The organism is Stenotrophomonas maltophilia group sp. RNC7 (assembly GCF_030910085.1).
Taxonomy (GTDB): domain Bacteria; phylum Pseudomonadota; class Gammaproteobacteria; order Xanthomonadales; family Xanthomonadaceae; genus Stenotrophomonas; species Stenotrophomonas sepilia.
The window spans coordinates 24117-50808 of sequence record NZ_JAVFVN010000889.1; the positions used below are offsets into that span (position 1 = coordinate 24117).

26 protein-coding genes and 1 tRNA gene are annotated in these 26692 nt (G+C 65.7%); 18 read left to right on the plus strand and 9 right to left on the minus strand.

Features of this window, described 5'->3' with window-relative positions; all coding sequences use genetic code 11:
- The first annotated feature begins 3 nt into the window (after nt 1-3).
- The 6 genes from RCF13_RS22865 to RCF13_RS22890 all read left to right on the plus strand — a co-directional run bounded on the left by RCF13_RS22865 (nt 4) and on the right by RCF13_RS22890 (nt 3721).
- Nucleotides 4-369, plus strand: coding sequence for a hypothetical protein (locus tag RCF13_RS22865; RefSeq protein WP_134968248.1), 366 nt, complete (start codon nt 4-6; stop codon nt 367-369).
- Nucleotides 370-654: 285 nt separating this feature from the next.
- Entirely contained in the window at nt 655-939 is a 285-nt protein-coding gene (locus RCF13_RS22870; protein WP_134968247.1) for an ankyrin repeat domain-containing protein, read from the plus strand.
- 654 nt (nt 940-1593) lie between these two features.
- A complete protein-coding gene (locus RCF13_RS22875; protein ID WP_229298494.1) occupies nt 1594-2091 on the plus strand; it encodes a hypothetical protein in 498 nt (165 codons plus the stop codon).
- A gap of 394 nt (nt 2092-2485) precedes the next feature.
- The gene (locus RCF13_RS22880; protein WP_134968245.1) at nt 2486-2752 is read left to right on the plus strand and encodes a hypothetical protein; all 267 of its coding nucleotides are present in this window, start codon (nt 2486-2488) and stop codon (nt 2750-2752) included.
- Between the two features lie 88 nt (nt 2753-2840).
- Entirely contained in the window at nt 2841-3275 is a 435-nt protein-coding gene (locus RCF13_RS22885) for a hypothetical protein (protein ID WP_005420072.1), read from the plus strand.
- Entirely contained in the window at nt 3272-3721 is a 450-nt protein-coding gene (locus RCF13_RS22890; protein WP_134968244.1) for an adhesin, read from the plus strand. The genes RCF13_RS22885 and RCF13_RS22890 overlap by 4 nt, the downstream gene beginning before the upstream one ends.
- Before the next feature lie 39 nt (nt 3722-3760).
- Here the strand turns inward: RCF13_RS22890 and RCF13_RS22895 are convergent.
- A tRNA-Arg gene (locus tag RCF13_RS22895) sits at nt 3761-3837 on the minus strand.
- 149 nt (nt 3838-3986) lie between these two features.
- Between RCF13_RS22895 and ubiA the strand changes: the two genes are divergently transcribed.
- The 3 genes from ubiA (at nt 3987) to RCF13_RS22910 (ending at nt 6919) form a co-directional block, all read left to right on the plus strand.
- Nucleotides 3987-4880: a 4-hydroxybenzoate octaprenyltransferase gene (gene ubiA, locus RCF13_RS22900; protein ID WP_049454031.1), complete on the plus strand. Its 894-nt coding sequence runs from the start codon at nt 3987-3989 to the stop codon at nt 4878-4880.
- A gap of 176 nt (nt 4881-5056) precedes the next feature.
- Entirely contained in the window at nt 5057-6481 is a 1425-nt protein-coding gene (locus RCF13_RS22905) for a TIGR00366 family protein (protein WP_180869447.1), read from the plus strand.
- Nucleotides 6482-6754: 273 nt separating this feature from the next.
- The gene (locus RCF13_RS22910; protein WP_005414774.1) at nt 6755-6919 is read left to right on the plus strand and encodes a hypothetical protein; all 165 of its coding nucleotides are present in this window, start codon (nt 6755-6757) and stop codon (nt 6917-6919) included.
- A 54-nt stretch (nt 6920-6973) separates the two neighbouring features.
- Here RCF13_RS22910 and RCF13_RS22915 read toward each other — a convergent pair whose 3' ends face one another.
- Entirely contained in the window at nt 6974-7561 is a 588-nt protein-coding gene (locus tag RCF13_RS22915) for a YiiX/YebB-like N1pC/P60 family cysteine hydrolase (RefSeq protein ID WP_229298579.1), read from the minus strand.
- A gap of 244 nt (nt 7562-7805) precedes the next feature.
- Here RCF13_RS22915 and RCF13_RS22920 point away from each other — a divergent pair, with 244 nt between their 5' ends.
- From RCF13_RS22920 to RCF13_RS22935, 4 genes are all read left to right on the plus strand, one after another.
- Nucleotides 7806-8330 carry a hypothetical protein gene (locus RCF13_RS22920; RefSeq protein ID WP_231352368.1) on the plus strand — a complete coding sequence of 175 codons (525 nt, stop codon included), beginning with the start codon at nt 7806-7808 and terminating at the stop codon, nt 8328-8330.
- Nucleotides 8331-8382: 52 nt separating this feature from the next.
- On the plus strand, nt 8383-8955 hold the full coding sequence (locus RCF13_RS22925; RefSeq protein WP_231352367.1) for a hypothetical protein: 573 nt from the start codon (nt 8383-8385) through the stop codon (nt 8953-8955).
- Nucleotides 8956-9077: 122 nt separating this feature from the next.
- Nucleotides 9078-10802, plus strand: coding sequence for a peptidoglycan-binding protein (locus RCF13_RS22930; protein WP_134967965.1), 1725 nt, complete (start codon nt 9078-9080; stop codon nt 10800-10802).
- A gap of 141 nt (nt 10803-10943) precedes the next feature.
- Nucleotides 10944-12356, plus strand: coding sequence for a TPM domain-containing protein (locus tag RCF13_RS22935; RefSeq protein ID WP_134967964.1), 1413 nt, complete (start codon nt 10944-10946; stop codon nt 12354-12356).
- Nucleotide 12357: 1 nt separating this feature from the next.
- Here RCF13_RS22935 and RCF13_RS22940 read toward each other — a convergent pair whose 3' ends face one another.
- From RCF13_RS22940 to RCF13_RS22950, 3 genes are read right to left on the minus strand one after another with little or no spacing between them, the layout of a single operon-like run.
- The gene (locus RCF13_RS22940) at nt 12358-13029 is read right to left on the minus strand and encodes a VOC family protein (RefSeq protein WP_072167984.1); all 672 of its coding nucleotides are present in this window, start codon (nt 13027-13029) and stop codon (nt 12358-12360) included.
- 54 nt (nt 13030-13083) lie between these two features.
- Complete coding sequence (locus RCF13_RS22945) at nt 13084-14163, minus strand: alpha/beta fold hydrolase (protein WP_134967963.1); 1080 nt, start codon at nt 14161-14163, stop codon at nt 13084-13086.
- A gap of 13 nt (nt 14164-14176) precedes the next feature.
- Nucleotides 14177-15004 (minus strand): AraC family transcriptional regulator, encoded by an 828-nt coding sequence (locus RCF13_RS22950; protein ID WP_134967962.1) that lies wholly within the window; start codon nt 15002-15004, stop codon nt 14177-14179.
- Between the two features lie 201 nt (nt 15005-15205).
- Here RCF13_RS22950 and RCF13_RS22955 point away from each other — a divergent pair, with 201 nt between their 5' ends.
- Together RCF13_RS22955 and RCF13_RS22960 are read left to right on the plus strand one after the other, a co-directional pair.
- Entirely contained in the window at nt 15206-17608 is a 2403-nt protein-coding gene (locus tag RCF13_RS22955; RefSeq protein WP_134967961.1) for a TonB-dependent receptor, read from the plus strand.
- A complete protein-coding gene (locus RCF13_RS22960) occupies nt 17608-18909 on the plus strand; it encodes an aminotransferase class V-fold PLP-dependent enzyme (RefSeq protein ID WP_061479732.1) in 1302 nt (433 codons plus the stop codon). Before RCF13_RS22955 ends, RCF13_RS22960 begins: the two co-directional genes overlap by 1 nt.
- Before the next feature lie 208 nt (nt 18910-19117).
- On the opposite strand, the gene RCF13_RS22965 is transcribed toward RCF13_RS22960, so the two are convergent.
- From RCF13_RS22965 to RCF13_RS22980, 4 genes are all read right to left on the minus strand, one after another.
- The gene (locus RCF13_RS22965) at nt 19118-20632 is read right to left on the minus strand and encodes a PLP-dependent aminotransferase family protein (protein ID WP_134967960.1); all 1515 of its coding nucleotides are present in this window, start codon (nt 20630-20632) and stop codon (nt 19118-19120) included.
- A 9-nt stretch (nt 20633-20641) separates the two neighbouring features.
- Nucleotides 20642-21241 (minus strand): DUF6436 domain-containing protein, encoded by a 600-nt coding sequence (locus tag RCF13_RS22970; protein ID WP_134967959.1) that lies wholly within the window; start codon nt 21239-21241, stop codon nt 20642-20644.
- Nucleotides 21241-21501, minus strand: coding sequence for a hypothetical protein (locus RCF13_RS22975; protein ID WP_014648733.1), 261 nt, complete (start codon nt 21499-21501; stop codon nt 21241-21243). The genes RCF13_RS22970 and RCF13_RS22975 overlap by 1 nt, the downstream gene beginning before the upstream one ends.
- 73 nt (nt 21502-21574) lie before the next feature.
- The gene (locus RCF13_RS22980) at nt 21575-22990 is read right to left on the minus strand and encodes a PLP-dependent aminotransferase family protein (RefSeq protein ID WP_134967958.1); all 1416 of its coding nucleotides are present in this window, start codon (nt 22988-22990) and stop codon (nt 21575-21577) included.
- Between the two features lie 181 nt (nt 22991-23171).
- On the opposite strand from RCF13_RS22980, the gene cyoA reads away from it, so the two are divergent.
- The 3 genes from cyoA to cyoC are packed head-to-tail and all read left to right on the plus strand — an operon-like array spanning nt 23172 to nt 26691.
- Complete coding sequence (gene cyoA / locus RCF13_RS22985) at nt 23172-24077, plus strand: ubiquinol oxidase subunit II (RefSeq protein ID WP_014648731.1); 906 nt, start codon at nt 23172-23174, stop codon at nt 24075-24077.
- A gap of 5 nt (nt 24078-24082) precedes the next feature.
- A complete protein-coding gene (cyoB, locus tag RCF13_RS22990; protein WP_134967957.1) occupies nt 24083-26059 on the plus strand; it encodes a cytochrome o ubiquinol oxidase subunit I in 1977 nt (658 codons plus the stop codon).
- Nucleotides 26056-26691, plus strand: coding sequence for a cytochrome o ubiquinol oxidase subunit III (gene cyoC / locus RCF13_RS22995; protein WP_134967956.1), 636 nt, complete (start codon nt 26056-26058; stop codon nt 26689-26691). The genes cyoB and cyoC overlap by 4 nt, the downstream gene beginning before the upstream one ends.
- Nucleotide 26692 lies beyond the last annotated feature (1 nt).

Below are 26692 nucleotides of genomic sequence, written 5' to 3' on the forward strand. Positions count from 1 at the left end.
CCTATGAGTATTGATATTCATGATTTCCAGTTGGCTGGAATTCGTCTTGATCCGGTGTCAGGTGTGACCGTTTCTCTGTTTGATGATTCTTCGCAGGGATCCTATGATTTAGTCTTTGGTCGAGTCAGAAAAGCGAGCATTGATGGTTTCTCTAGCCAGAATGTCGTGCTCGATCTTAAGGTCTTCAATCGAAAGGATGATTCCTTTGAGTTCCAGCGGTGTTGCTTCCTCCTTGGTTTAGACCCAGTGGCTGCCCGGGAAATCGTCGATGGCGACACCTTGGTCTTCATTGAGGCCTCTGTCGGTGCGGAGATTGCACTTCTGGTAGATGGCACTTGGGAAGGCCGGTTGATTCCTGTCAAATCATGATTCTTGAGCAGAGCTTCCCGGGGCGATCGAGCTATCGATCACGGGGGCAACAGCAGATGGATACGCCGGATGGGGAGGGAATTTTCATTTCTACACAAATCCATCGTGAGTGCGGAGTGATCAGTTGAGGGCATCGCTCCACGGCGCACTCACCGCTTGGCTTGAGCTGGGACGGGCTGTGGGTCATGTGGGCCGGCAGGGAGCTGACGGAGAGATGGATTACAGGACGGACCACCATCGGGCCAACGCAATGGGCTCTACCGTGCGTGCAGCCCGATGAACATCATGGATCCTGTACTCAGCGAACTGCTTTCCCGGCTCGGTGTCGACACTGACTTCGGCGATACGGTGCTGACCTGTCCGGAGACCCAAGGAGCCTATGAGGACACGCCCCTGCATGTGGTGGCCTATTACAACGATGTGGCCCTCCTCAGCGCATTGATGCCCTTCGTGACCACCATCGATGTGCATGGCGATCTTGATCTGACGCCGCTGGCAAGCGCGGTGGCACATGGCAGCTTCGCGGCTGCGGCCTATCTCCTATGGTGCAGACCCACACGCACGGAATGAGCTTGATCGGACACCACTGGAAATGATGTGCCAGGACCCGAGGTTTGATGATGTGGTGTGTATGGTCGACGCCGCAGATGGAACCTGCTGATGGAAACTTCTGAAAAGAGGTTTTACCGATGCGCCTGATGACCTTCATCTGCCCACTTTGTGGCGCTAGCGGGCAGCGCTTTCCCCTGCGATTTGCTGGAAGGCGTCAAGCAAAGACGTCGTGCCGGGGGGGGCGCGTGGAGCTTCGTTCAGACCCGCGGTTGGGCACGTACACGCTCTATCTTCTGTACACACAGGTCGTCATCCTTGTGGCGGCATTGCCGCTGATCGGGGCCAGTGTCGCGGGTGAATGGGTACGGCTGGGAATGATCTGTCTGGTAGTGCTGATGCTGTGCTGGTTCCCGGGCGTGATCAGGCACGCACGAAGTCCGATCGTGCGCGCCTGCCGGGATGCCGATTACAGCTATGCGCGCAGGCCAGGTGCTTCGACTGCGCACGCTGCCGCAAATCCGGAGCAGCGTAGCGACACGCCAAGTGCCAGCCCATGATAGGGAAGTCAAGAAATGACATACCATCTTGGGCGCGAGGTGCAGTCCCTGAATCGTTTTGCAGAACGGGTTGCAGATGGTAATTAACATTTGGCCGGCCCTTTCTGGGGCTCTCATGTCCATGCCGAAGGCTGGCATCTTGCGTGTAGCGGTGCTGCTCTTGCCAATGCTGGGGGGCTGCAGCATTCATCAGTTTCAACATACGGAATGGAGGTCGGACTGGGTCGATGTTTCGTCCGGTGCGATCTTCCCTGGCAATTCAACGACGCTGCCGCTTGACCGCATTTCCACGCTTGATCCTGATAGTGAGGCAGCCATTGCGAAGTGGATGTTGGAGCATTCGCTGGTCGTTGTCTCGGCATCAGAGGTTGAAGGGAAGATCGGTCCAATGCCGTTGAGTGACCTGAAGCCAGCGCCCGGGGAGAGCGTCTATCTCGTCAGGGCCGCTTCGGATGAAAGTAGGGGCAAGTTCATCGGCTACGTCAACGACAGGGGACTTCTCATCGTGTATGGGGTGATGGGGGGCTGCGGTGAGCAGAAGCAACGGGTGGTTGCCGTGAGCCTTCGGGAGAAGCCCGCCAACGTATTCGGTCGATGCTCGGCGGCGCTATAGTCGAGTGCCATGGTTGGAACGCCACTCCATGGGCGGTGAGCGGGTGGAGCTTGAAGTTGGAAGTCTTTCGATGACTAATCTGATATTCAAAGAGTCGCATTGGGGCAGCAGGAACCACTGGCCTAACATCTTTCCGCCCTGGCCTGCCTCCTCTACGAGATAGGGGGGAGGTTGAATGAAGAAGTGTGATTGCAGATGCGCGTGCAGGTGCCGGAGCATCCCATGGGCTGCGTGATCGCTGTGAGCCTGAAGGAGAAGCCCACCAGTGTCTTCTCGGGATGTTCTGCAGCGCGCTGACAGCTCTGTTCGTTGTCGCCGCTCCAGAGTAATCAGCGCAAAGGTTGGAATAGGGCGGGTAATCCAAATAATTTGGTTGAATGGACGGTGATTTACCATGGACCTTGAAGCGAAAAGGGTAATTTTCTTTTCTCAACAGGATGAACGGTGCTTCTTCGAGTGGATTGGTCGAATCGGCTGCATCGGGAATGTAGTCGGCAGAGGGGATGTCATCTATCTACCCCTGGATCCAGATGCGGTTCTGGAGGAGGAGGTCTGGGAACTGGCCGCACTGTTCAGGAGGTATCGGATTCCACTGGCCCAGCTGCGAACGCTGGAGGCAGGCAGGTACTCTCGAGCGCTGCGCGATGCCTTGCGCGAGTAGGGCGCCAAGCGGGAGGCAAGGTGCATGAGCTCCCGCACTCCTCCACAAAGGAACGCGATCGGGCTGCACGCCCTCGGAGAGGTACAAGATGAAAGCCAGGCAGATTCTTCGGTACGGGCTGGCCTACGCGGTGTCGTGTGGAGCACTCTGGCTGTTCCTGCACTTTGTGGGCAGGGCGCTTTACGCCTTCGACTCACATCAGGTTTTCTTCTGGCTGTATGCCGTCAGCCTTTTGTTGCTGGGAATCTGCGCACGGGTTCCCGCCGCGGGCCGCCTGACGATCAGGCGGCTTGCCAAGGGGGCTGGCTTGGGGCTGCTCGCGGGCCTTCTGGCCCAGGTCGTGGTGCTTGTACTGGAAGCCTATAGATTCAGCGGATTCAGCCCATCGCTGCTCTGGCAGGTACCGGTTTCGCTGACGGTGATGAGCGTCGTGCTGCTCACGCCGCTCTGGGGCGTAGTGCTGGTTGCCCTCACTGCCGAACACCGCCGCGACAACCACCCACGTCAGGCCTCGAAGCCATGAAGCACCTGAACGCCTTTTGCCTCGTGGTTGCACTGACATCCTGTGCGGCGCATCCGAGCCGCACCACGAAGTGTCCGCCGGCCCATTTCACCTACGTCGGCACCGAGAGCGTCGACGGACTGACCTACGGGCGCTTCCAGGTCACCCACAATGCTGATCAGCCGCTTCAGCTGTGGGTGGATGAGAGACGCAGGTTGAACCCAAGGACCGCTCGCGCAGAGATGAGGCGCACAGGCGAGGATGCCTGGCGGCCTTACAACGTGATCCTTGAGGAAATCACACCGGGAGCGATCGGGCTGTCGATCGGGCAGGAAGAACAGCAGAGCGTTCTGTTCGATGGTGATGGCCTGTTCCTGCCCGGCGCATCCAGCGCGGGCGCGAATTACTCCATCGTGGTACAGGATGCAGCCGGTTGCGAACATCGCTCGGCAACGTTCATTCCCTGACATTTCTGGCGGCGCGCCGGCCAGGCAACGAAGGAAAAATGGCGCGCCCGGAGGGATTCGAACCCCCGACCAATGGCTTCGGAAGCCACTACTCTATCCGGCTGAGCTACGGGCGCGTTGTAGAACCGCCGCGCCGTCGGCCAGTGCCGGGGCGGGCATCGCAGCGCCATGAGGCGGTGCGGGACCGGCATTCTATCCAGTTTCGTCGAACAAATCTCCCCCCACCGGCAAAGCCCTGCCAGAGGGGCAGGAGTATCCTATCGCCATGGCTGATACCCCCCTCACTTCGCCGCAGTCGCCGGCGACGCCGCGTTGGCGGCATTACTGGAGTCTGATGCGCGCTGATCGCCCGATCGGCACGTTGCTGCTGCTGTGGCCCACCTGGTGGGCGTTATGGCTGGCTGCCGGCGGCCTGCCGCCGCTGTGGACGCTGTTCGTGTTCACCGCCGGCGTGTGGCTGACCCGCTCGGCCGGCTGCGTCATCAACGACTACGCCGACCGCTGGCTCGACCCGCACGTGGAGCGCACCAAGGCGCGTCCGCTGGCCACCGGCGCAATCAGCGGACGCGCCGCGCTGGCGCTGTTCGCGGTGCTGATGCTGGTGGCGTTCGGCCTGGTGCTGACCCTGAACGGGCTGACCATCGGCCTGAGCTTCATCGGCGTGTTCCTGGCTGCCAGCTACCCGTACCTGAAGCGCTACACCCATCTGCCGCAGGTCTACCTGGGCATGTCGTTCGGCTGGGGCATCCCGATGGCGTTCGCCGCCGTGCAGGGTGAAGTGCCGATGCTGGGCTGGCTGCTGTATGCCGGCAACATCCTGTGGTCGACCGCCTACGACACCTGGTATGCGATGGTCGACCGCGAGGACGACCTGAAGATGGGCTCGCACTCCACCGCGATCCTGTTCGGTGATCTCGATCTGGTCATCCAGGGCGTGCTGTACGCGCTGTTCCTGGCCACCATGGCGCTGGTTGGCGTGCGCGGCGGGCTGGGGGGCTACTACCTGGCCGGCGTGGCCGTGGCTACGGTACTGGTGGTGTACGAATTCTGGATCTGCCGCAACCGCGAGCGCGGCCCGTGTTTCAGGGCGTTCCTGCACAATAACTGGGTGGGCGCCGCGCTGTTCGCCGGTATAGCCGTGGACCTGGCGCTGCGTTGAGAAGCGCAGCCGAGCGTGGGCTCGGCTCTACAGCTGACAGTGCTTCCGTAGCGCCCGAGCCTACGCTCGGGCGGCGGCGCGCAGCGCCGGGCCTTCCGCCACCTACGACCAATAGGTGGCTGACAGCCTGCACCCCACCGCCCAGAATCGATCCATCGAACCTGGGAGGGTAGGCGATGGCCTCGACGGCAGCAGTACAGGATGGCTGGATGGCGCGCGCAGCGCTGCGCTCGGCCGCCTGGGCGGAAAAGTGGTTCCCCGACGCGTACGTATTCGCAGTGCTGGGCGTGGTCATCGTCGCGCTGGCCGCGATGGGTTTCGGTTCGACCCCTCAGGCCACCGCCAGCGCCTTCGGTGACGGCTTCTGGAGCCTGATCCCCTTCACCATGCAGATGGCCTTCGTGGTCATCGGCGGCTACGCCGTGGCGACCGCGCCGGTGGTCGCGCGCTTCATCGACTTCCTGGCCCGGGTGCCACGCACCGGCCGCGGTGCGGTGGTGTACGTGGGCCTGGTCAGCATGCTCGCCTCGCTGCTCAGCTGGGGCTTCTCGCTGGTGTTCGGTGGCCTGCTGGTCCGCGCGCTGGCCCGCCGTACCGAGCTGCGCATGGACTACCGCGCGGCCGGTGCGTCGGCCTATCTTGGCCTGGGCGCGGTGTGGGCCATGGGGCTGAGTTCCTCGGCCGCACAGCTCCAGGCCAACCCGGCCAGCATGCCGCCGGGGCTGGTGGAGATCACCGGCGTGCTGCCGTTCACCGAAACCATCTTCCTGTGGCAGTCGATCGCCCTGACCGCGGTGCTGATCCTGGTCTCGCTGCTGATCGCCTGGCTGACCGCGCCTGCGGCCGGCAGTGCGCGTACTGCCGAGGAGTTCCCCGGCGCTGCGCAGGCCGAGCCGGAACCGCTGCAGCGACGCACGCGCCCAGGCGAATGGCTGGAATACAGCCCGTTGCTGACCGTGCTGCTTTCGCTGCTGGCATTCGGCTGGCTGTTCAACGAGTTCGCCAACAAGCCGGTGGTCACCGCCATCGCCAACCTCAACACCTACAACTTCCTGTTCATTTCGCTGGGCCTGCTGCTGCACTGGCGCCCGCGCAGCTTCCTCAACGCGGTGGCCAAGGCGGTGCCGAGCACCACCGGCGTGCTGATCCAGTTCCCGCTGTACGGCGGTATCGCGATGATCCTCACCCACGCCGCCGGTGGTGACGGGCAGACCCTGGCGCACCGGCTGTCGAGCCTGTTCGTGCACGTGGCCAGCACCGATAGCTTCGCGCTGGTGATGGGCGTCTACTCGGCGGTGCTGGGCTTCTTCGTGCCGTCCGGTGGCGGCAAGTGGATCATCGAGGCGCCGTACGTGATGCAGGCCGCCAACGAACTGAAGGCGCACCTGGGCTGGGCCGTGCAGGTCTACAACGCGGCCGAAGCACTGCCGAACCTGATCAATCCGTTCTGGATGCTGCCATTGCTGGGCGTGCTGGGGCTGAAGGCACGCGACATCGTGGGCTTCACCTTCATCCAGTTGCTGGTGCACATCCCGCTGGTGCTGGGCCTGTTGTGGCTGCTGGGCATGACGCTGGCGTATGTGCCGCCGGTGATGCCGTGAGTGCAGGGCTGGCGTCCGTGCGCGAGCAGGACGCCAGCTCCGTTCAGCGCGTGTTTCCGACAGAGCGCGCCATGAATGCGCACAGTCGCGCTGACGGCATGAGCACATGCCGAACCCATATGAATCCTTCATCGGCTTGTGCCGCAAGGGGCCTTGCCCGTTCATTCACGCGCGTACACATCCGTGTAGCCGCCCACCCACGCGCGATTAACTCTCCGCTGCAGACGATGGCCCCGTCCACCGCATTCCGCGCGTGGCTTTCGGAGAACGGACATGGCACAGCAGAACCAGAACCCGAACCAGAAGCAGCAGGGCCAGCAGAACCAGCAGGATCAGCAGCAGGGTCGTGGCCGCGACCAGCAGCAGCAACAGCAGCAGGAACAGCAGCAGCGCAACCAGCGCAACCAGCAGCAGGGTGGGCAGGACGAGGAAGAGTGACTTCGGCACCCACTTCCTGTGGTGCGCGAAGCCCCGCCCCGTGCGGGGCTTCGCTTATTCCAGCACGCCGATGCGTTGCAGCACCGGCGCTGCTGACATGTCGTTCGGGTTGGTGCCCGGCTGATCCTGCGGCACCTCCATGCCCATGGCGCGGTAGAGATCGACCCAGTGCCGTGCGATCTGCCCGGTCTTCGGGTTGCGGAAGTTCATCGGCTGCAGTGCGAACACATGGTGCGCACGGAACGCGCGCTCGATGAAATCCGAACAGTAGTAGCTGTCCTCGTTCAACACATACGACGTGTTGTAGGGCTTGCCCAGCATCGTGCGTGCGGTCGCGACCGCATCCTTGATGGCAGCCTGCTGCGATGCGTGCAGGCGATAGACCACGACCTGCCGTTGCTTGGCCCGGGCGTCCTGGCGGAACTCGACCAGCGATTGCCGGCGCGAGCCTTTCTCGTCCGCATGCAGTACCTCCCAGCCGTCTGGCGCCGCAGCGACCAGGGCCACGTGATCGAAGCTGGGCGCGCCCTGCTTGCCGGTGGCATCGTCGATGGCCGCGCTCAGGCCGGCATGGCCGGCGGTGACGAACAGCAGATCGCCTTCCCGGACCTCCAGCGCGGCCACACCACCAGGCCACAGCATTGGCACCAGCAGGGAGAGGGCAAGCAGGAATGCGCGCATGGGGCCAGGATCGAAGCGTGTGCGGCGTAGTCTAACGGCTGCTGCGATGACGTTGATTTCAGTATTAGTGTGATACTAGTCTCATTTCAGCATGTCGGGATATTCCTGACAGCGGATGTTGAAACTGAATTGACCGAGGCATGGCTATCCTTGCCTCCCTACCGCGCCGGAACCGCGCGCGACCGCCCGGAATCAGGAGGATCCCGTGAACCAGCTCCGCCCCGTTGCCCTGCTTGCGCTTGCCCTGGGGCTTGCGCTGTCCGGCTGCAAGCCTGCGCCCCAGGCGGCCCCCGCTGACGCCGCCGCACCGGCTGCGACCAGCACGGCCGCCGCCACGGCGCCGGCCACGCCGGTTGCCGCGGCCCCGGCAGACGCGTCTGCCAGCTGCCCCCATCCGGTCTTCGACGACTTCCTCAAGCATTTCGGCAACGAGATCGCGCTGCAGGAAACGTCCACTGCCGATCCGCTGCTGGACAGCCACATCGACAGCGAAGCCGAGCCGGAGCCACGCAAGGTGGAAGAGAAGGTGCCGCTTGCCAAGGTCGAATGGCCGGTGATGCCGGACCCGGTCACGCTGCAGCGCCAGGGCCGCGAGATGCAGGTCACCCGCCTGCCCGATGGCCAGGTACAGGTGCAGATGCGCACCCCCGATACCAGCGACCAGCAGATCTACACCTTTGCCCAGAAGCCGTGCTGGCAACTGGTCAAGCGTGAGGACGAATCGATCTGACCCCTGAGCGACCGCCTGCGGGCGGTCGTGTGATTCACCCAAGGAGCCCCGCATGCGTCTGTCTCCCGTTGCCCCCGTGCTGGCCCTGATGCTTGCTGCCTGCAGCGGCCCTGAGGCGGCTGTACCGGCGGCCCCTGCTTCCACTGACCCGGCAGCGACGCCGGCCGCACCTGCGGCTGCCGTTGCGGACCATTCCACCCCTCTTACGCGCGACGAGACCGGCATGCATATCGATTGCCAAGGCACCCGCCTGCACCTGGCGGCCCAGCCCACCCAAGACACGGACGCTTCCCGGCTGACCACGCTGGAAATTGAAAAGGACGGCGCACGCCAGGCCATTGCTGCGCCCAAGGAGATGGACGGCTATACCGCCGTTGGCCTGGCCTGCGTGCAGGACCGCAGCGGTACGCCGTACTTCGTCGTGCAGTACGGTGAACTGCCGTTCGGCTGCAGCTTCTGCGAGTGGTACTACCTGTACGACGCCAGTGGCCGCCAGTTGACCCACAGCACACCGCCGCTGCGCGGCGCGGAAGGCGAGGAGCAGGAGCCCAACAACGACGAGTACGAGAAGTTGATCGACTCGCTCGGCATCAAGCACCCGGAGGTGAACTACATCGAAGACTGAGCGCAGCGGCAGGACGTCGCACGCGCGCTGTGAACGCAGCACTGCAGTACCGCAGTACCAGAAGTACCAGGAGCAGTACCCCTTAAGGAAATCCCCCTTTTCATAGAATGGATAGCACAGACATGGCAGACATCTACCAGGACATGGTCCAGCCCCGCGGGGCGGCCTACAGCAGTGACCGCATCAAACCGTGGAGCCACTACCGCGAGCCGATCGACCAGAGCGACGGCCGCCTGCATGGCAACTCCCGCCGGTGGGGCGATGCGACCCCGGAAGTACAGTCACGGGTGATCGACACGATCATCGAGTCGGCGCGCGAGAAGGGCCTGACCCCGCGCGAAACCGCGCACGTACTGGCCATCGCCCGCGTTGAATCGGGCTTCAACCCCGATGCCGCCGCTGGCACCACCTCGGCCTCGGGCCTGGGCCAGTTCATCGACAAGACCGGCAACCACTACCACCTCAACAACCGCAACCGCTTCGACGTCGGCGCACAGTCCGACGCACTGGTTGACCATTACATCGATAACCGCACGCTGGCGCACAAGCGCGGCCAGGGTGAGGAGTACATCTACAAGTACCACCACGACGGTCCGACCCGCGATTACGGCGGCCTCGCCCTGTCTGAAAAGAAGGTGATGCCGTACGTGGACAAGTACGAGCGGTTCGTGGAGCAGCGCCTGGGACTGACCCACGGCCAGTCCCAGGGCAGCCACGCGGCCCCCGCCGTAGCTGCGGCCACGCACGCGCAGGCCAAGCCGGCAGCGGTGCATGCCGAAGGCCAGACCCGCACCTTCGAGCAGACGATGCAGGTGATGCTGCCCCCGCAGAACGGGGTCAAGCCGCACATTACCGGCGAGTTCGGCGAACACCGCGCGCACAAGCCGCACGGAGGCACCGACTTCAACTATGTCGGCGGCCAGCACGGCCGTAATCTGCAGCACCCGACCGTCAACGCGCCGATCTCCGGAACGGTGACGTTCGTCGGTGGCGACTACGGTACGGTGAAGATCAGGGATGCACAGGGCAACTCGCACGAGATCCTGCACCTGCAGTCGACCCAGGTGAAGGAAGGCCAGCCGATCAAGGCGGGTGAGCCGATCGGTACCATGGGCGGCCGTGGCCCGGGCGGTGCGGGTCAGTATGCCCAGCACGTGCATTATCAGTTGAAGGATCCGCACGGCAAGCTGATCAGCCCGCAGGACTTCTGGGACCACGGCAAGCTGAAGGAAACCGGCAAGGGTGGCCATTCGCATGACGCCGACCACAACGGTGTGCTGCGCCAGGGGGCCAAGGGCGAGGAAGTGACTGCGCTGCAGAAGGAACTCAACCGCCTGGGCGTGCGCGACGGCCAAGGCAACCCGCTGAGCGAGGACGGCAAGTTCGGTGCCAATACCAGGGACGCACTGATCGCCTACCAGAAGCAGCACGGGCTCTCCGCCGATGGCGTGGCGGGTCCGGCGACGCTGGGCAAGCTGGCCGAAGGCCGCAGCCATGCCGAGGCGGCGCCGAAGGGGCCGCAACTGGGCGACAAGGCGCATCCGGATACGCCGCTGCACAATGCGATCCGCAGCCACATGCCGGGCATGATCTGCAACGAGATGAGCGCGCATGTGACCGCCCAGGCCAAGGCCGCCGGCATCGATTCGCCGGAAAAGCTGCAGGGCGTCACCGTGCAGGATGGCAAGGCCTTCGTCGTGGGCACCGTTCCCGGCTTCCGTACTGCGGTGGACATGACCCAGACGGCACCTAGCCTGCAGGAGACCAGCGCTGCAATGCTGGCCAAGCACGAGCCTTCGCAGCAACACGTGCAGGACGAGCAGCAGCGAGTGGCCATGGGCCGTTGACCGCTGCGTGTGAAGATGTGTGTGGTAAAGGAGGCCGGCCGGAGTAATCCGGCCGGCTTTTCCGTTCATGGGGCAAGGACATACACGGATGCCGTTTCGCATGATGCACAGCACGCCGCCAATGCAAGGCACGGCGTCCACATGAGCCGGGTGCTGCGGTGGCGCAACGCATGGCAGTGGGGAGGGCTGGCACTGCTGCTCTGCCTGTTGCCGCTGCCAGTGCTGGCGGCGGTCCCGATTCCGGCACTGGACGACCCGGTGGTGGACACCGCCAACGCGCTGTCCGCCAGCACCCGCGCAACGCTGCGCGAGCAGGCATTGCAGCTGCAGGCACGCAAAGGCGCGCAACTGCAGGTGCTGGTGGTGCCCAGTGTTGGCGATGACGGCATCGAAGCCTATGCACAGCGTGTCTTCGACCAGTGGCAGCTGGGCCGCGCCGGTGTCGATGACGGGGTGTTGCTGCTGGTGGCGGTACAGGACAGGCGCGTACGCATCCAGACCGGCTATGGCCTGGAAGGCACCATTCCCGATGCCTATGCCGCGCGCATCATCGACAAAGCCATCGTGCCGCGCCTGCGCGAAGGAGACCTGGACCGGGGCATGCTGGACGGCAGCAAGGTGCTGGTGGCGCTGATCGATGGCGAGCCGCTGCCGCCCGAGCAGGATTCATCCGCACGCAACCTGTTGCCTGCGGATTGGCGCACAGGGGATTCGGTCGTTGCCCTGACGTTGCTGGTGGGGTTCCTGGCCGGTCTGTGGCGATCACCGCCGCGCCTGCTGGCCACCAGGACCGAGGCCGAGTCCAGCGGTAAACGCCGTGAGCGGCGGCGCAAGGCACTGGCAGCCAATGCGGCAATGCCCAGGCCGAACTGGCCGACATTGCCTGCCTGGGGCAGGCCGTTGCTGGTAACGGCGGTGATGGCCGCTGGGTTGGTTTCGGCGACGCTGCTGCTGCCGCGGCATGTGCTGCCTGCGCTGTTCTTCGTGCTGTTACCCGCCGTACCGGTGGCGGCGCTGCTGGGGTGGTGCTGGCGTCGCAGCCGTGGTGTGCGCATCGTGCTGTGCGGCATGTTGGCCGTCAGTATCGGTTTCTTTGTGGTGATGCTGGTCCGTGGTCAGTTGCCGCCCAGCCTTGCCCTGCACACGTTGCTGAACCTGGCGGTCGCCATTGCCGCCATGCTGGTGTTCTTCCTGGTGCAGGCCGGCCGCGCGCGCTGGCGGAAGAACCGCAACAGCTTCGCCGTGCGCCTGGTGGTGCTGGTGCTGTTGACCGGCGGCTATGCGCTGGGCGCGCTGCTGGCCATCGACCGGGCCAGCGACGAGAACGCACGCGTGTTGGCGACGATCGTGTCCAGCGCAAGCACGCTGTTCCTGTACTTCATCTGGGTGTTCACCCTGCTGCCCGGCGAAAAAGCACGCAGCGGACGAAGGTCGTCCCAAGGCTACCGTTCCTCGTCCAGCACCTCGTCGTCGAGTTCGTCCTCAAGCAGTTCCGGCAGCTGGTCCGGTGGTGGTGGTCGCAGCGGCGGCGGCGGCGCTTCGGGCAGCTGGTAGTTCAGGCCGCCCACACCCGCCAGCCCAGCGCCGCATCGCGCAGCTCGCCGCTGCCGCTCACATCACCCACCTGCAGCTGCACGCCCTGCGCATTGGGCAGGTCTTTCTGCTCGGGGAACCAACGACGGTCGGCGGCGACGATGATCAGCAGGCCCTCGTCGTCGCCCATCGGCGCGAACTGCGGCGACGGCGGGCTGATCGGCTGCAGGCCGAAGCGCTGGCTGGACTGTTCGCGCACCGCATCGACATCGTGGCTGGGCAGGCCAACCTCGCTCAGGCAGGTCAGCTCGCTGCCATGGAACACGCCTTCGCGCGCGCTGGCCGGCAAGCGACGGCGGCCGATCAGTTCAAGGATCAGGCCGTCCGGGCCGGTGAAGTACACCGACTGTGACTGCCAGCTGCTTTCCAGCGCAAAGTAATCCAGGCCCTCAGGATTACGTTGCAGCGGGGTACGTTCGCGCAACCAGGCCATCGCCTCGCCGAAGCGGTTGTCCGGTACGTTGAAGGCCAGGTGCACGCCACCGACGGGGTGATCACCCGCCGCCTGCAGTTCGATCGTGCTCCAGCCGATGTGCACATGGTTGCCGACCACGCGCTGCTGCAGCACATCGTGGAAATACGCGGCGACGGTGGCGACGTCGGACACCGGCAGGGTGAGGTGAAGCAGGCGCATGACCGATTCTCCATGGACGCGCTCACTGTAGCGCTGGGGACTGCCCGGCGGCCACTAGCGCAGTGACTGGTTGAAGAATCGTATTGCGGCGTCCACTGCCTGCGCGTGGGTCTGCGCCTTCGGCACCGACGTCCTGCACAGGTCCTGCAGCCGCCGCTGTCCGGTCGGGGTGCATGCGGCGAGGAAATCGTAATGGCCGACGCCGGGCAGTACCTGCAGTGCAGCGCCCGCAATCACCGCACGCGCAGCCTCGCCATTGCTCTGCGGTGGCGCAACCGTGTCAGCCTCGCCCAGTACGATCGCCACCGGCTGTTCCAGCGAGGAGAGCTGTTCGGGCGCAAAGGCCTGCACGATTGCCGGTGCCAGCAGGAACACCGCGCGCACGCCGGGAAGGGCGCGTGCGTCGTTGGCGTGGGACATCCACGGCGACAGCTCGGGCGACGCCGCAGCGGCAACGCGCGCCTCCATCGTGTGCGTTGCCGCTTCCTGCTGGGGCCGGCAGACGCCGTCATCCGGATGCGCCGTGCAGAAGGCCAGCAGTCGCTGCAGGTCCGGTCGCGCGCCGGCCGCCAACAGTGCGGTGTAGCCGCCGGTCGAGAACCCGGCGACCCCCAGGCGCTCAGGATCGACATGCGGGCCCAGCACCGGATCGGCCTGCACAGCCGCCAGTGCGGCACGCAGGTCATCGGCGCGCAGCCAGGTCAGCACGCTGCCGGGCAGGGTCATGCTGTCAACGCCGTTGTTGCCCGGATGATCGACTGCGATCACCAGATAGCCTGCCCGCGCCAACGCGGTGCCCAGCCAGCCCATCATGCGCGCGCTGCCGCCGTTGCCATGGGAGAGCAGCAGGGTCGGCAGGCGATCACCCGCGACCGGCGCATCCTTGGACGACCGGCCGACCTCGAACAGCGGCGCGTCGGGTGGACCGATGGTCAGCGCGGTTTCCCGGCTGCCTGCAAGTGCCGGATACCAGACCGTGTAGCGCAGCGCGTCGCGGTGCTCTGCGTCGCGCACGGCGGCGCTGGCCAGCGTCGTTGTGCCGTGGCGCTCGCCGGCCACCCCGCTTTCGCGGGCGGCGCCGGTGCTCGCGAACACCATCAGCATCGCTCCCAGCACAGCAGCGGTCATGCGCATCTTCAACTCCTTGTCAGTGGCGACGGTCGTCGACGGGCAGCCAGATTTCCACGCCGCCCTGGCCGGTGTGCTCGTCGAACCGGGCGTCGTAGCGCTCCAGATCCGGCGCATCGGCAAGGCTCAGGTTGGACGCAGGGAGATAATGATCCAGCAACCAGAACCAGGTCGAGCGGATGGCCGAGATGTGTCCGCCGTGCCAAGCCACCAGGTAGCGGCGCGCCGGGATGTCCACGCGTCGCCAGTGCGCAGGCACGCTCGGCACCGTGCTTGCCGGTAGTGCCGCAATGTAGTCGAAGCTACCATCGTCATCACTGTTGCAGCACACGCCGAAGCTGACCGTTGCCGGCGTCGGCCACTCGCGGTTGAGCTGGGCCCATTGGCCCGGAATCGCGCCGCTGCTGTCGCGGGTATGCCGCATGCCGACGCCTGCCAGCTGGAACGCGGGCGTATCGAGCAGTCGCGGCGCTTCACCACAGGGCGCCGGCGCGTCGTCCACGCGGATCGCCTGTACCAGCGCCAGGCCATCGGTGCCCTGTTCGCGTACGCGCTCCGGCGTCTGCCCGAACTGTTCGCTGAAGGCACGCGTGAAGGCGGCATGGGTGGTATAGCCGGCATCCAGCGCCACCTGCAGGATGTCGCCGGCGCCGTTGGCCAACTGCTGCGCGGCAGCGGTCAGGCGGCGCCCGCGCAGGTAGCGCACCACCGAGGTGCCGGTGCGGGCCTGGAACAGGCGCGACAGATGGAATGGCGACAGGCCCGCCGCAGCGGCAATGTCGGCCAGCGCCAGTGGCTGGTCCGCATGGGTTTCGATGTACCACAACGCCTTGCCTGCCGCGCTCATCCTGCCGTTCCTTGAATCCGATGCTGGGCACAGTAGCGGATCGGCAGGCGCGGCGTTTAGCAGTTCTTGCGCCTGTGCGGATTCAAGCTGTCGCACTGACGTCATGCCTCCTTCACAGATCGCGCCGAGACTGCGCGCCTTGTCCAGGCCTGCGCTACCCCCGCAGGTGCTGGCCCTGCCGCGTCCTCCCGGAGCCCTGCCGTGCATCGTTCGAAGCTTTCGCGTTCCATCCTCCTTGCCCTTTGCATGGCCAGCGCAGGAGGCGCGATCGCAGCGGAGGCCGATGCGGTCGATGCCGCCGGCGGCAGCCGCGCCGCGCCCACCCAGCTCGACGCGATGCTGGTCACCGGTACCCGCGCGTCCAATCGCACCCAGTTCGAAACGCTGGCGCCGGTGGATGTGTTCACCAAGGAAGACATCAGGTCCGTTGAATCCACCGACCTGAAGGACGTGCTGGCGCAGCTGGTGCCATCGTTCGTGGTGCAGCGCCTGCCGATGGCGGACGGCCAGGTGTTCGTGCGCCCGGCCACCCTGCGTGGCCTGTCGCCGGATCAGACCCTGGTGCTGGTCAACGGCCGCCGCTTCCATCGCAGCGCGCTGCTCGGCAACCGCGGTGCGCAGGCGGCTGATCTGGCACAGATTCCCACCAGTGCGATCAAGCGCATCGAAGTGCTGCGCGATGGTGCGTCGGCGCAGTACGGTTCGGATGCCATCGCCGGTGTCATCAACATCATCCTCGAAGAGGGGCCCGGCACCGAGATCACCGCCGGCTACTCGCAGTATGCGCAGGGCGATGGCGCCTCGCGCGATTTCAGCGCACGCACCGGCTGGTCGCTGGGCGACTACGGCAGCCTGGTGTTGTTCGCCGAATCGTCCAACTCCGATGCCACCTCGCGCACCCGCCAGCGCCCGGACGCGATCGCCTTCCAGGCTGCACATCCGGAGCTGGAGGTGCCCAATCCGGTGCAGCGCTGGGGCCAGCCGGAACTGGAAAGCCGCCGCGTCGGCTTCAACGTGAAGGCCCATGCCAACGACACGCTGGAGCTGTATGCGTTCGGCCTGTACAGCCACAGCGATGGCGTCAGTGATTTCAACTGGCGCAACCCGGACACCACCACCGGCGCCTATCGCACCACCACCATCTTCCCCGGCTGGAACCTGCGCTCGCTGTATCCGGTCGGCTTCAGCCCGCGGTACGGCAACACGCAGAACGACCTGCAGCTGGTCGGCGGCCTGCGCGGCGAGATCACGCCGAAGCTGCGCTGGGATGTCAGCGCCTCGTATGGCCGCAACGCCATCGACTACAGCCTGAAGAACTCCATCAACGCTTCGCTCGGCCCGGCCAGCCCGACCGCGTTCGATCTTGGCCGCCTGACCCAGACCGAGAAGAACGCCAACGCAGACTTCAGCTACGAGTGGGACGTGGCCGCGCTGTCCCAGCCGGTCAACGTCGCCTTCGGTGGCGAGTTCCGCCAGGAGACCTACCAGGTGCGTGCCGGTGACCCGGCCTCGTACGCGGTGGGTCCGGGCGCGGCCGCGGGCCTGGAGGCCAATTCCAACGGCGCTCCGGGTTTCTCGGCCAGCCAGGCCGGGCAGTGGAGCCAGCGCAGCAAGGCGGCCTACGTGGATATGGAAGTGCCGCTGGGCGAGCGCTGGAGCATCGGTGCGGCCAGCCGCTACGAGGACTTCTCCAGCTTTGGCAGCACGCTGGACGGCAAGCTCTCGGCGCGCTTCGCGATCACCCCGGACGTGGCCCTGCGCGGCACCGTGTCCAGCGGCTTCCGTGCGCCGACGCCGGCGCAGCTCAACACCACCAGCACCACCCAGGGGTTGGATACGCGCACGCTGCAGATCTTCACCAGTGGCCGCCTGTCGCCGAACGATCCGCTGGCGCAGCTGCTCGGTGCCAGGCCGCTGAAGCCGGAAGAATCGCGTACCGCGTCGCTGGGCCTGACCTGGCGCACCGACCTGGGCCTGTCCGGCTCGGTGGATGTCTACCAGATCAAGCTCAGCGACCGCTTCAGCCAGTCGGCCAGTTTCGCCATTCCGGCCGGTACGCCCAATCCGCTGGGCTATACCTCGGTGAACTATTTCACCAACGACTTCGATACCACCACCACCGGCGTGGACGTGGTCGGCAACTACCTGCGCGACCTCGGCGCCGGCCGCATGACGCTGACCCTGGCCTACAACTACAACCGCACCCGCGTGGACAACGGCAGCACCTCGGTGGCCACCAACGAAACCCAGCGCGTGCTGTTCGAGGATCGCCTGCCCGAGCACAAGGGCAGCCTGACCGGCAGCTGGGACATCGGCGCCTGGTCGCTGATGGCACGCATGCGCTACTACGGCGCCTGGACCGATTCCAGCGGCAATGCAGTGGGCGATATCTACCAGCGCTTCGGCGCGATGAGCTTCCTCGACCTGGCCGTCGGCTATCGCATCAACGAACATCACAGCCTGCGCGTCGGTGCCGACAACGTATTCGACCGCTATCCGGACGAAGCCACCTTCCAGGCCAGTCGCGGCCTGGTCTACTCGCGCAACGCGCCATACGACACCGACGGTGCCAACCTGTACGCACAGTACCGGCTGAGCTTCTGATGGACCCGGCCCGCCGCTCCCTGTTGCGTGCCGGCGCCTTGCTGCCGGCCGCAGCCGCACTTTCTTCACCGCCGGCCATGGCTGCCACGCGTTACGCTGCGTCCATGCAGATTCCCGCAACGACCGTGGCGCCGGACGTGCTGGCCCGCGATGAAAACTACTGGGCCGCCGTGGCCAGCCACTTCGATGTCACCGACGAAGTGAACCATCTGGAGAACGGCTACTGGGGCGCGATGGGCCGCGAGACGCTGGCCAGCTACCAGCGCCACACCGCTGAAGTGAACCGAGGCAATGCCTGGTATGGCCGCCGTGAGTTCCCGGCGCAGTACATGGCGGTGCAGCGGCAGGTGGCCGAACTGCTGGGCGTGAGCGCTGAAGAGATCGCACTCACCCGCGGTGCCACCGAGGCGATGCTGGCGCTGATCGGCGGCTACAACCGCCTGCAGCCTGGCGACCAGGTGCTGTACGCCGACATCGACTACGAAAGCATGATCGGCGCGATGCGCTGGCTGCAGCAGCGCCGCGGCGTGCAGGTCGAGCGCATCGCGCTGCCGGCCGTGCCCGACCATGCGCAGATCCTGCAGGCCTACGAGGCCGCGTTCGCGCGGCTGCCACGCCTGAAACTGGTGCTGCTGACCCAGGTCAGCCATCGCCATGGACTGGTGCTGCCGGTGGCCGAAATCGCCGAACGTGCGCGGGCACGCGGCATCGACGTGATCGTTGATGCGGCGCACGGGTTCGGCCAGATCGACTACGCGGTGCCGCAGCTCAAGGCCGATTTCGTCGGCATCAACCTGCACAAGTGGATCGGCGCACCGGTCGGTGTCGGCGCGATGTACGTGCGCAGGGGCCGCGTTGCGGACCTCGACCCGTACATGGGCGAGACCGACGACGGCCGCGTGGGCAGCCGCGTACATACCGGCACGGTCAACTTCGCCGCTTACCTGGCACTTCCGGAGGCGATTGCCCTGCACCAGCGCATCGGTGCGGACAACAAGCAGGCGCGCCTGCGTTACCTGCGCGAGCGCTGGACGCTGCCGGCGCGGCAGATGGCGCACATCGAAGTGCTGTCTTCGCCGGATCCGGCGTTGGCGAGTGCATTGGCCAGCTTCCGCCTGCGCGGGCGCACCAGCGTGGCTGACAACATCGCGCTGCAGAAGCGCCTGCTGGACGAACATCGCGTGTTCACCACCCATCGCGACGGCTTGGACTCCGGCGCCTGCGTGCGGGTGACGCCGTCGGTGTTCACCCGGCCGCAGCAGATGGATGCGCTGGTGCAGGCCCTCTCCGCCTTGGCCTGACCCTGCTTTGGTGGGTGCCAACCTTGGTTGGCACATTCCAACCGTGCCGGGGAATCTTCCGCCGGCCAGCGGCCGGCGCTACCGGTCGGGTGGGTGCCAACTGTTGGCTGGCACATTCCAACCGTGCTGAGGAGTCTTCCGCCGGCCAGCGGCCGGCACTACCGGTCGGGTGGGTGCCGACCGTTGGTCGGCACATCCCATTCCAGGGCTACCGCTCGATCGCCGGCAACGCGTCCGACAACAACAACCGATCAATCCGTCGCAGCGCACTCTCCAGCTGTCGGCGGTCCGCCGCCAGCCCCAGCGACAACCGCACGCCGCTCTGGTGCGAGACCCCTGGCGGACAGAACGCCGAAGATGGCGCAATCGCCAGCCCCTGCAGCTGTGCGGTACGCACCAGGGTGGCGTCAGTCCATGGCGCTGGTACCCGGCACCAGGCATGCAGGCCTTCGGCGCGCAGCAGCAGCGAAGGCGCCAGCAGGTAGCGCGCCATGCGCATGCGCTCGTGCGCTTCGCTGCGCACCTGCGCCAGCAGCGATTGCGCCGAACCATCCAGCAGCAGCTGGCTGGCCAGCGCCGCCACCAGCGGATGCCCCATCAACCGGGTGGAGCGCAAGGCCGAAGCCATCGCCTCGGCGTGCGCGGCACCCGGGCAGCGCACGAAGGCCGTGCGCAGGCCGGGGCTGATCACCTTCGACAGCGTCGCCACATGGAACACGTGGCGCGGTGCCAGCGTTGCCAACGGTATGGGTGCCTCTTCGGCAAGGTGCCAGTAAGGATCATCCTCGACCGCCAACAGGCCCTGGCTTTCCAATACGCGTGCCAGCGCTTCGCGCCGCTGCAACGACAGCGTCAGCGCGGTCGGGTTCTGGCAGGTGGGGTTGAGATAGACCAGCCGCGCGCCACTCCCGCGCGCCTGCCTCACCAGTGCCTCGGGGCACATCCCGTACTCATCGCCTTCCACCGGTACCAGCCGCCGCCGAAGCGCCCCGGCGGCCTGCAGCAGCCCCGGGTAGACCAGCGTGTCACACAGGATCGCGTCGCCATCGCGGCCCTGGCTGAGCAGGATCGCGGCCAATGCCACCTGCGCGCCTTCGGTCAGCAACAGGCTGGCATCCTCCACCGCGCCCAGCATCGGTTGCAGCCAGCGCGCTGCCGCGTGGCGGTCGGTGGGATTGCCGCCGCCCAGGTGGTAGGTCATCAGGTTCGGCGCGTTGCTGCGCGCAAGCACGGCGGCGGCACCGCGGCGCAGGGTCTCGGCCAGCGCATCGGCATCGGGCACCGGCGGCACGTTCATGCTCAGGTCCACCACCTGGTCGAAGCCGGCCTTGGGTGGTGCGATGAAACTGCCTTGTGGCCCGCGCGCCTCGATCAGGCCGCGCTTGCGCGCTTCGTCGAACGCCCGCGTTACCGTGGTCAGGTCGACGCCGAGCTGCTGCGCCAACGCGCGCTGCGAGGGCAGGCGTTGTCCTGGTGCAAGACCACCGCGACGCACCGTGCGCTCCAGCGAATTGACGATGCGCAGGTAGATCGGCCCGTTGTGCGCGAGCACGTCCTGCACCCATTCGCGGGCTGCGACATCCGGTCGCGGCATGTACGGAGCATGTCGGGGCGTATCGTTGCTTCCAACGGCGGGAGCCTGTCCATAACCATCGGTCGGTTCGGACAGGTGACCGCCGTTGTTGCTTGTGGCGGCCACAGCGGCCAGCGTCAGTGGTGTCATTGCGCGTCCTCAGCGCTTGGCCTGCCAGGGGCAGTAGCAGCCCACGGCAAGCAGTCCTTTCGGGCGCACGGTTTCGCCGCGCACCAGTCTGTCCAGCAGTGGTTCGACGAAGCTGTTGGCCGAGTTGCAGACCATGCCGATGCTGTACGGGCCGGCATAGGCGAGGTGGCCCTGCCGGTCCCAGATCGCCACGGCAGGGCTGGCCGGGATGTGTTCGATGCCGTCGATGGTCGGCAGGTTGATCACCTTGTTGCGCAGCGGCTCAGGCAGTTCGCCGTGGGTACCGGGGCGGCGGATCGCATAGAAGTCGATGCCGGCGCGGCGGTACATGCTGATCAGGTAGCTCAGGTGTGCGCCGGTTTCGCGGTTGCAGACGGCACACGCCGGGTCCCAGAAGTGCACCACGCGGATGCGGCCGGTATCACCGGCCAGATCGGACGGCAGGCGCAGCTGCGAGTCGTCGAAGACGATGGCCTGTTCGGTGAACGTCGACTGCGCGCTGTAGCCGAAGTACTGCCACAGCGCAGCCGCCACGCCGGCCATGAACAGGCAGGCGAGGTCGATCATCGTCGGCAGCAGCCAGCGGCGGCGCGGCGCGGCTGCGCCCATCAGGACGCGTCCCCGCCGAACTTGTGCACGTACTGCTTGCGCATCTCGCGGCAGGAGTCGGCCTGCGCGCGACGCTGGATCTCGCTACGCGACGGATCCTCGCTGCGCTGCACGCATTGCTCGATGGCGTGGCGCTCGGCGGCCTGCACATCCACGGTCTGCGGCTGCAGGCAGACCCAGGCCAGCGCGGCCAGCATCAACACCACAAAGCCACCACAGCCGGCCATTACCAGGTGGAACTTCAGTCTCTCGGCGCGCATCGATGCACGTCCCTTCATCCATACATTGAATACAAAATATCATCTTGTATGGATGTGGCGCCATGCGCCCGGTTCAGACGATGGCGTTGTGCCGGGCCTCGGGGGCTTCAGACAGGATCTCGTTCAGTTTGGCCAGCGCCCCGGCCAGCGCATCCTGGTCGACCGCGCCGCCCAGCGACAGGCGGATGGCGTTGCCCGGTGGCGGTTCCTCCACGCTGAAGGCGTCCGAGCTGGCGATGCCCAGCCCCTGTTCCTGTGCGGCCTGGATCAGCCGGTACTGGTCCAGCCGCGGCGGTAGCGGCAGCCATACGTGCAGGCCGGCCGGGTGCGCCCGCGCGCGGGACGGCAGGTACTGCGCGGCAATCGCCTGGCGCTCGCGCAGCTCCTGCTGGAAGCGCTGCACCATGTCCTGGGCCTGGCCGCTGCGGATCCACTGCGACGCCACCGCCACCATCGACTGGGTCGGCATCAGCGCGATCGCACGCAGGGCGTCCAGCACCGGTTCCATCGGTTCGCCGGCCGGCACCACCAGGTAAGCGGTGCGCAGGCCCGGTGCCAGGCATTTGGACAGGGTGGAGATGTAATACACCGGGCAGCCGGCGTCGCGGTGGGCGGCCAGCGGCGGTGCGGCGTCCCCGGCCAGCAACCAGTAGGGATCGTCTTCGATCACGGTCAGATCGTGGCGCTTGGCAACCGCCAGCAGGGCCTGCCGGCGTTGTGCCGACATCGTCGCCGTGGTCGGGTTCTGGATGGTCGGTACCAGGTACAGCAGGCGCGGGCGGCGTAGCTGGCAGGCCTCTTCCAGCGCTTCGGGCAGCATGCCTTCGGCGTCCATCGCCACTGGCACCACACCCCGCTGCAGCACGCGCGTGGCGGCCAGCAGGCCCGGGTAGGTCAGCTGCTCGGCGGCGATCAGCTCGCCCGGCTGGGTGCGGGCCAGGATCAGTGCGCACAGTGCGGTCTGCGCGCCGGGGCAGATCACCACCTGGTCGGCACCCACCGTGCCCAGCACCGGTGACAGCCACTGCACGGCGGCGGCGCGGTCCTCGCGGGTGCCGGCGCCGACGTGGTAGCTCATCAGTTCGCCCTGGCCCAGCTGCTGGCCCACGTGCTGGAAACCGGCCTCCATGCCCTGTGCGAACGGCGCGCTGCCCAGCAGCGGCGGGATGTTCATGCTCAGGTCCACCGAGGTGCTGCGGTTGCCGGCCGACAGCGCGATGAAGGTGCCGCCGGCGCCCTGCGCATCCAGCAGGCCAGCCTGGCGCAGCTCGGCAAAGGCACGGGTGACCGTGGTCAGATCCACGCCCACCTGCTGGGCCAGGTCGCGCTGCGGCGGCAGCCGGTCGCCCGGGCGCAGCACGCCGTCATCCACCGCCTCGCGCACCTGCTGGGCGATCTGCAGGTACAGCGGGCCAGCGCCCTCGCGGAAGGGGCGAACCCAGGTGCGATTGGGGTTTTTCAGGCGGCGGCCGGCGGGAGGTGGCGTCATCGGTCAGTTTTCCATACGTGCAGATGCACAAGTCCATACAATCATGTATCTTGTATGGGCTTGATTGGAGTGGATCGCTCTCTTGTAGGCGACCTCGTACCCACAGTGTAGCCGCTCCACGCCCGGGCGCTGCGCGCAGGCGAGCCGGTCAAGCGCGCTTCTTCAACAGGGTTGACCTCCAATGAATATCTGCTGGAACCGCATCCGCCTGGCGCTGGTCGCCCTGGCCTGCGTCGGCCTGTCGGGCTGTGACTGGGTGCTGCTGGATTCGAAGGGCATGGTCGGGCTCGCCCAGCGCGACCTGATCCTGATCTGCATCGGCCTGATGCTGATCGTGGTGATACCGGCCATCGTGCTGACCTTCGTATTCGCCTGGCGCTTCCGCGCCGGCAACACCAAGGCGAAGTACACGCCGGACTGGTCGCACTCCACCAAGGTGGAGATCGTGGTCTGGGGCGTGCCGCTGCTGATCATTGCCGGCCTGGCGGTGATCGTGTGGAAGTCGACCCACGAACTGGACCCGTACAAGCCGCTGGACGTGGCCGGTGAGCCGCTGCACGTGGACGTGATCGCCACCGACTGGAAATGGGTGTTCGTATACCCGGACCTGGGCATCGCCACGGTCAACCAGCTCAACTTCCCGGCCAACCGCCCGCTGGCGTTCAACATCACCTCCAACTCGACGATGAATACCTTCTTCATCCCGCAGCTGGGTGGGCAGATCTACGCGATGGCCGGCATGCGCACGCAGCTGCACCTGATCGCCAACGAGCCCGGCCAGTTCCGTGGCATGTCCGGCAACTACAGCGGGCATGGCTTCTCGAACATGAAGTTCATTGCCACCGCCAGCAGCAACGAGGAGTTCGAGCGCTGGGTGGCCGAGGTACGCAGCGCACCACAGGCGCTGGACTTCAACCAGTTCAAGGCGCTGGCCGCACCGTCGAAGAACGCGCCGGTGCAGCACTTCTCCAGCGTCGAACCGCTGCTGTTCAAGAAGGTCATCGACCAGTTCATCGGCGTCGGTGAGAACACCGCTGCTGCGTCCCCGGCGGGTGCTGCCGGTGGTGCCCAGGTTTCCCAGGAGTAACGAACATGTTGGGTAAATTGACGTGGGAGGCCGTGCCGCTGCACGAGCCGATCGTCGTGGTCACGCTGGCGGCCATGGTGCTGGGTGGCCTCGCGCTGCTTGGCGCGGTGACGTACTTCAAGCTATGGGGCGTGCTCTGGCGCGACTGGTTCACCACCGTGGACCACAAGAAGATCGGCATCATGTACGTGGTAGTGGCGCTGGTCATGCTGGTGCGTGGCTTCGCCGACGCGCTGATGATGCGCGCGCAGTTGGCCGCGGCCGGGCCAGGCAGTGATGGCTTCCTGCCACCGGAGCACTACGACCAGATCTTCACCGCGCATGGCGTGATCATGATCTTCTTCGTGGCCACCCCGTTCGTGGTCGGCCTGATGAACATCATCGTGCCGCTGCAGATCGGCGCACGCGACATGGCGTTCCCGTTCCTCAACGCCTTCAGCTTCTGGATCTTCGTGGTTGGCGCTGCGCTGATGATGATCTCGCTGGGCGTTGGCGAGTTCGCCATGACCGGCTGGGTGGCCTATCCGCCGCTGTCGGGCATCGAGTTCAGTCCGGGCGTAGGCGTTGACTACTACATCTGGGCGTTGCAGGCCTCGGGCATCGGCACATTGCTGACCGGCGTCAACCTGTTCATCACCATCCTGCGCATGCGTGCGCCGGGCATGACCCTGATGAAGATGCCGGTGTTCACCTGGACCGTGCTGGTCACCAGCGTGATCATCATCGCCGCCTTCCCGATCCTGACCGTGGCGCTGGGTGCGCTCACCCTGGACCGCTACCTGGACTTCAACTTCTACACCAACACGTTGGGTGGCAACCCGATGATGTACGTGAACCTGGTGTGGGCCTGGGGCCACCCGGAGGTGTACATCCTGGTGCTGCCGGCGTTCGGCATCTTCTCTGAAGTCACCGCCACGTTCGCGCGCAAGAAGCTGTTCGGCTACAAGTCGATGGTGGGCGCCACGCTGGCGATCGGCATCCTGTCGTTCATCGTCTGGCTGCACCACTTCTTCACCATGGGCTCGGGTGCCAGCGTCAATGCCTTCTTCGGCATCATGACGATGATCATCGCCATCCCCACCGGCGTGAAGATCTTTACCTGGCTGTTCACCATGTACGGCGGCCGCGTCGAGTTCAGCGTACCGATGCTGTGGACCATCGCCTTCCTGGTCACCTTCACCATCGGTGGCATGACCGGCGTGCTGCTGGCCATCCCGGGCGCGGACTTCCTGCTGCACAACAGCCTGTTCCTGGTCGCCCACTTCCATAACACCATCATCGGCGGCGCGCTGTTCGGCTACCTGGCCGGCTTCGCCTACTGGTTCCCGAAGGTGTTCGGCTTCACCCTCAACGAGCGCCTGGGCAAGTGGTCGTTCGCCTGCTGGGTGATCGGCTTCTACCTGGCCTTCATGCCGCTGTACATGCTGGGCTTCATGGGCATGACCCGCCGCATGAACCAGTACGACAACCCGGCGTGGACGCCGTACCTGATCGTCGCCTTCATCGGTGCACTGTTCGTGTTCGCGGGCATCATCCTGATGCTGGTGCAGATCTACGTGAGCGTGCGCGACCGCAAGCGCAACCTGGACCTGACCGGCGATCCGTGGAACGCACGCACGCTGGAATGGGCCACGCCGTCGCCGCCGCCGTTCTACAACTTCGCCGTGGTGCCCAAGGCCGATGAGCTGGATGCCTTCCACGAAGCGAAGAAGCGCGGCCTGCCGCCGCCGCCGAAGACGTACGCCCCGATCCACATGCCGAAGAACACCGGCGTGCCGCTGATCCTAAACATCTGGATCCTGGTGCTGTGCTTCGCCCTGGTCTGGCACATCTGGTGGATGGCCGCAGCCAGCTTCATCGCGATGATCGTGACCCTGATCGTGCGGTCCTACGATGAGGACGTGGATTACTACGTCAGTTCCGAAGAGGTGGCGCGCACCGAAGCGGCCAACCTTGCCAAGCTGAAGGAGGTACGCGCATGAACCTGTTGACCCGCCCGGAGCTGGCCAGCGACACGCAGGCGCACGAGGACCACCACGAGCACGACCATGGCCACGAACAGGGCGGCATGAAGGTGTTCGGCATGTGGGTGTACCTCATGTCCGACCTGGTGCTGTTCGGTTCCCTGTTCGCCTCGTACGCGGTGCTCAGCATCGCCTACGCCGGCGGCCCCACCGGCAAGGAGCTGTTCTCGTTGCCGTTCGTGATGGCCGAGACCTTCCTGCTGCTGGTCTCCAGCATCACCTACGGCCAGGCCGTGCTGGCCATGCATCGCCACGATGCCTCGGCGGTGCTGCGCTGGCTGGGCGTGACCTTCGTGCTCGGTGCCTCGTTCATCGGCATGGAGATCTACGAGTTCTCGCACCTGATCCACGAAGGCGCGGGCCCGAGCACCAGTGCCTACCTGTCGGCGTTCTTCGCGCTGGTCGCCACCCACGGACTGCACGTCGCCAGTGGCCTGATCTGGATGGCGGTGGTCATGCACCAGGTCTACCGCCGTGGCCTGACCCCGACCAACATCACCCGTGTTTCGTGCCTGAGCCTGTTCTGGCACTTCCTGGACCTGGTGTGGATCTGCGTCTTCACCTTCGTCTACCTGATCGGAGCCTTCTGAC

Bases quoted from the DNA above. Each gene is read 5' to 3' on its own strand.
- RCF13_RS22865 (WP_134968248.1), top strand. From the start codon at position 4: ATGAGTATTGATATTCATGATTTCCAGTTGGCTGGAATTCGTCTTGAT.
- RCF13_RS22870 (WP_134968247.1), top strand. From the start codon at position 655: ATGGATCCTGTACTCAGCGAACTGCTTTCCCGGCTCGGTGTCGACACT.
- RCF13_RS22875 (WP_229298494.1), top strand. From the start codon at position 1,594: ATGTCCATGCCGAAGGCTGGCATCTTGCGTGTAGCGGTGCTGCTCTTG.
- RCF13_RS22880 (WP_134968245.1), top strand. From the start codon at position 2,486: ATGGACCTTGAAGCGAAAAGGGTAATTTTCTTTTCTCAACAGGATGAA.
- RCF13_RS22885 (WP_005420072.1), top strand. From the start codon at position 2,841: ATGAAAGCCAGGCAGATTCTTCGGTACGGGCTGGCCTACGCGGTGTCG.
- RCF13_RS22890 (WP_134968244.1), top strand. From the start codon at position 3,272: ATGAAGCACCTGAACGCCTTTTGCCTCGTGGTTGCACTGACATCCTGT.
- ubiA (WP_049454031.1), top strand. From the start codon at position 3,987: ATGGCTGATACCCCCCTCACTTCGCCGCAGTCGCCGGCGACGCCGCGT.
- RCF13_RS22905 (WP_180869447.1), top strand. From the start codon at position 5,057: ATGGCCTCGACGGCAGCAGTACAGGATGGCTGGATGGCGCGCGCAGCG.
- RCF13_RS22910 (WP_005414774.1), top strand. From the start codon at position 6,755: ATGGCACAGCAGAACCAGAACCCGAACCAGAAGCAGCAGGGCCAGCAG.
- RCF13_RS22915 (WP_229298579.1), bottom strand. From the start codon at position 7,561: ATGCTGTGGCCTGGTGGTGTGGCCGCGCTGGAGGTCCGGGAAGGCGAT.
- RCF13_RS22925 (WP_231352367.1), top strand. From the start codon at position 8,383: ATGCGTCTGTCTCCCGTTGCCCCCGTGCTGGCCCTGATGCTTGCTGCC.
- RCF13_RS22930 (WP_134967965.1), top strand. From the start codon at position 9,078: ATGGCAGACATCTACCAGGACATGGTCCAGCCCCGCGGGGCGGCCTAC.
- RCF13_RS22935 (WP_134967964.1), top strand. From the start codon at position 10,944: ATGAGCCGGGTGCTGCGGTGGCGCAACGCATGGCAGTGGGGAGGGCTG.
- RCF13_RS22940 (WP_072167984.1), bottom strand. From the start codon at position 13,029: ATGCGCCTGCTTCACCTCACCCTGCCGGTGTCCGACGTCGCCACCGTC.
- RCF13_RS22945 (WP_134967963.1), bottom strand. From the start codon at position 14,163: ATGCGCATGACCGCTGCTGTGCTGGGAGCGATGCTGATGGTGTTCGCG.
- RCF13_RS22950 (WP_134967962.1), bottom strand. From the start codon at position 15,004: ATGAGCGCGGCAGGCAAGGCGTTGTGGTACATCGAAACCCATGCGGAC.
- RCF13_RS22960 (WP_061479732.1), top strand. From the start codon at position 17,608: ATGGACCCGGCCCGCCGCTCCCTGTTGCGTGCCGGCGCCTTGCTGCCG.
- RCF13_RS22965 (WP_134967960.1), bottom strand. From the start codon at position 20,632: ATGACACCACTGACGCTGGCCGCTGTGGCCGCCACAAGCAACAACGGC.
- RCF13_RS22970 (WP_134967959.1), bottom strand. From the start codon at position 21,241: ATGGGCGCAGCCGCGCCGCGCCGCCGCTGGCTGCTGCCGACGATGATC.
- RCF13_RS22975 (WP_014648733.1), bottom strand. From the start codon at position 21,501: ATGCGCGCCGAGAGACTGAAGTTCCACCTGGTAATGGCCGGCTGTGGT.
- RCF13_RS22980 (WP_134967958.1), bottom strand. From the start codon at position 22,990: ATGACGCCACCTCCCGCCGGCCGCCGCCTGAAAAACCCCAATCGCACC.
- cyoA (WP_014648731.1), top strand. From the start codon at position 23,172: ATGAATATCTGCTGGAACCGCATCCGCCTGGCGCTGGTCGCCCTGGCC.
- cyoB (WP_134967957.1), top strand. From the start codon at position 24,083: ATGTTGGGTAAATTGACGTGGGAGGCCGTGCCGCTGCACGAGCCGATC.
- cyoC (WP_134967956.1), top strand. From the start codon at position 26,056: ATGAACCTGTTGACCCGCCCGGAGCTGGCCAGCGACACGCAGGCGCAC.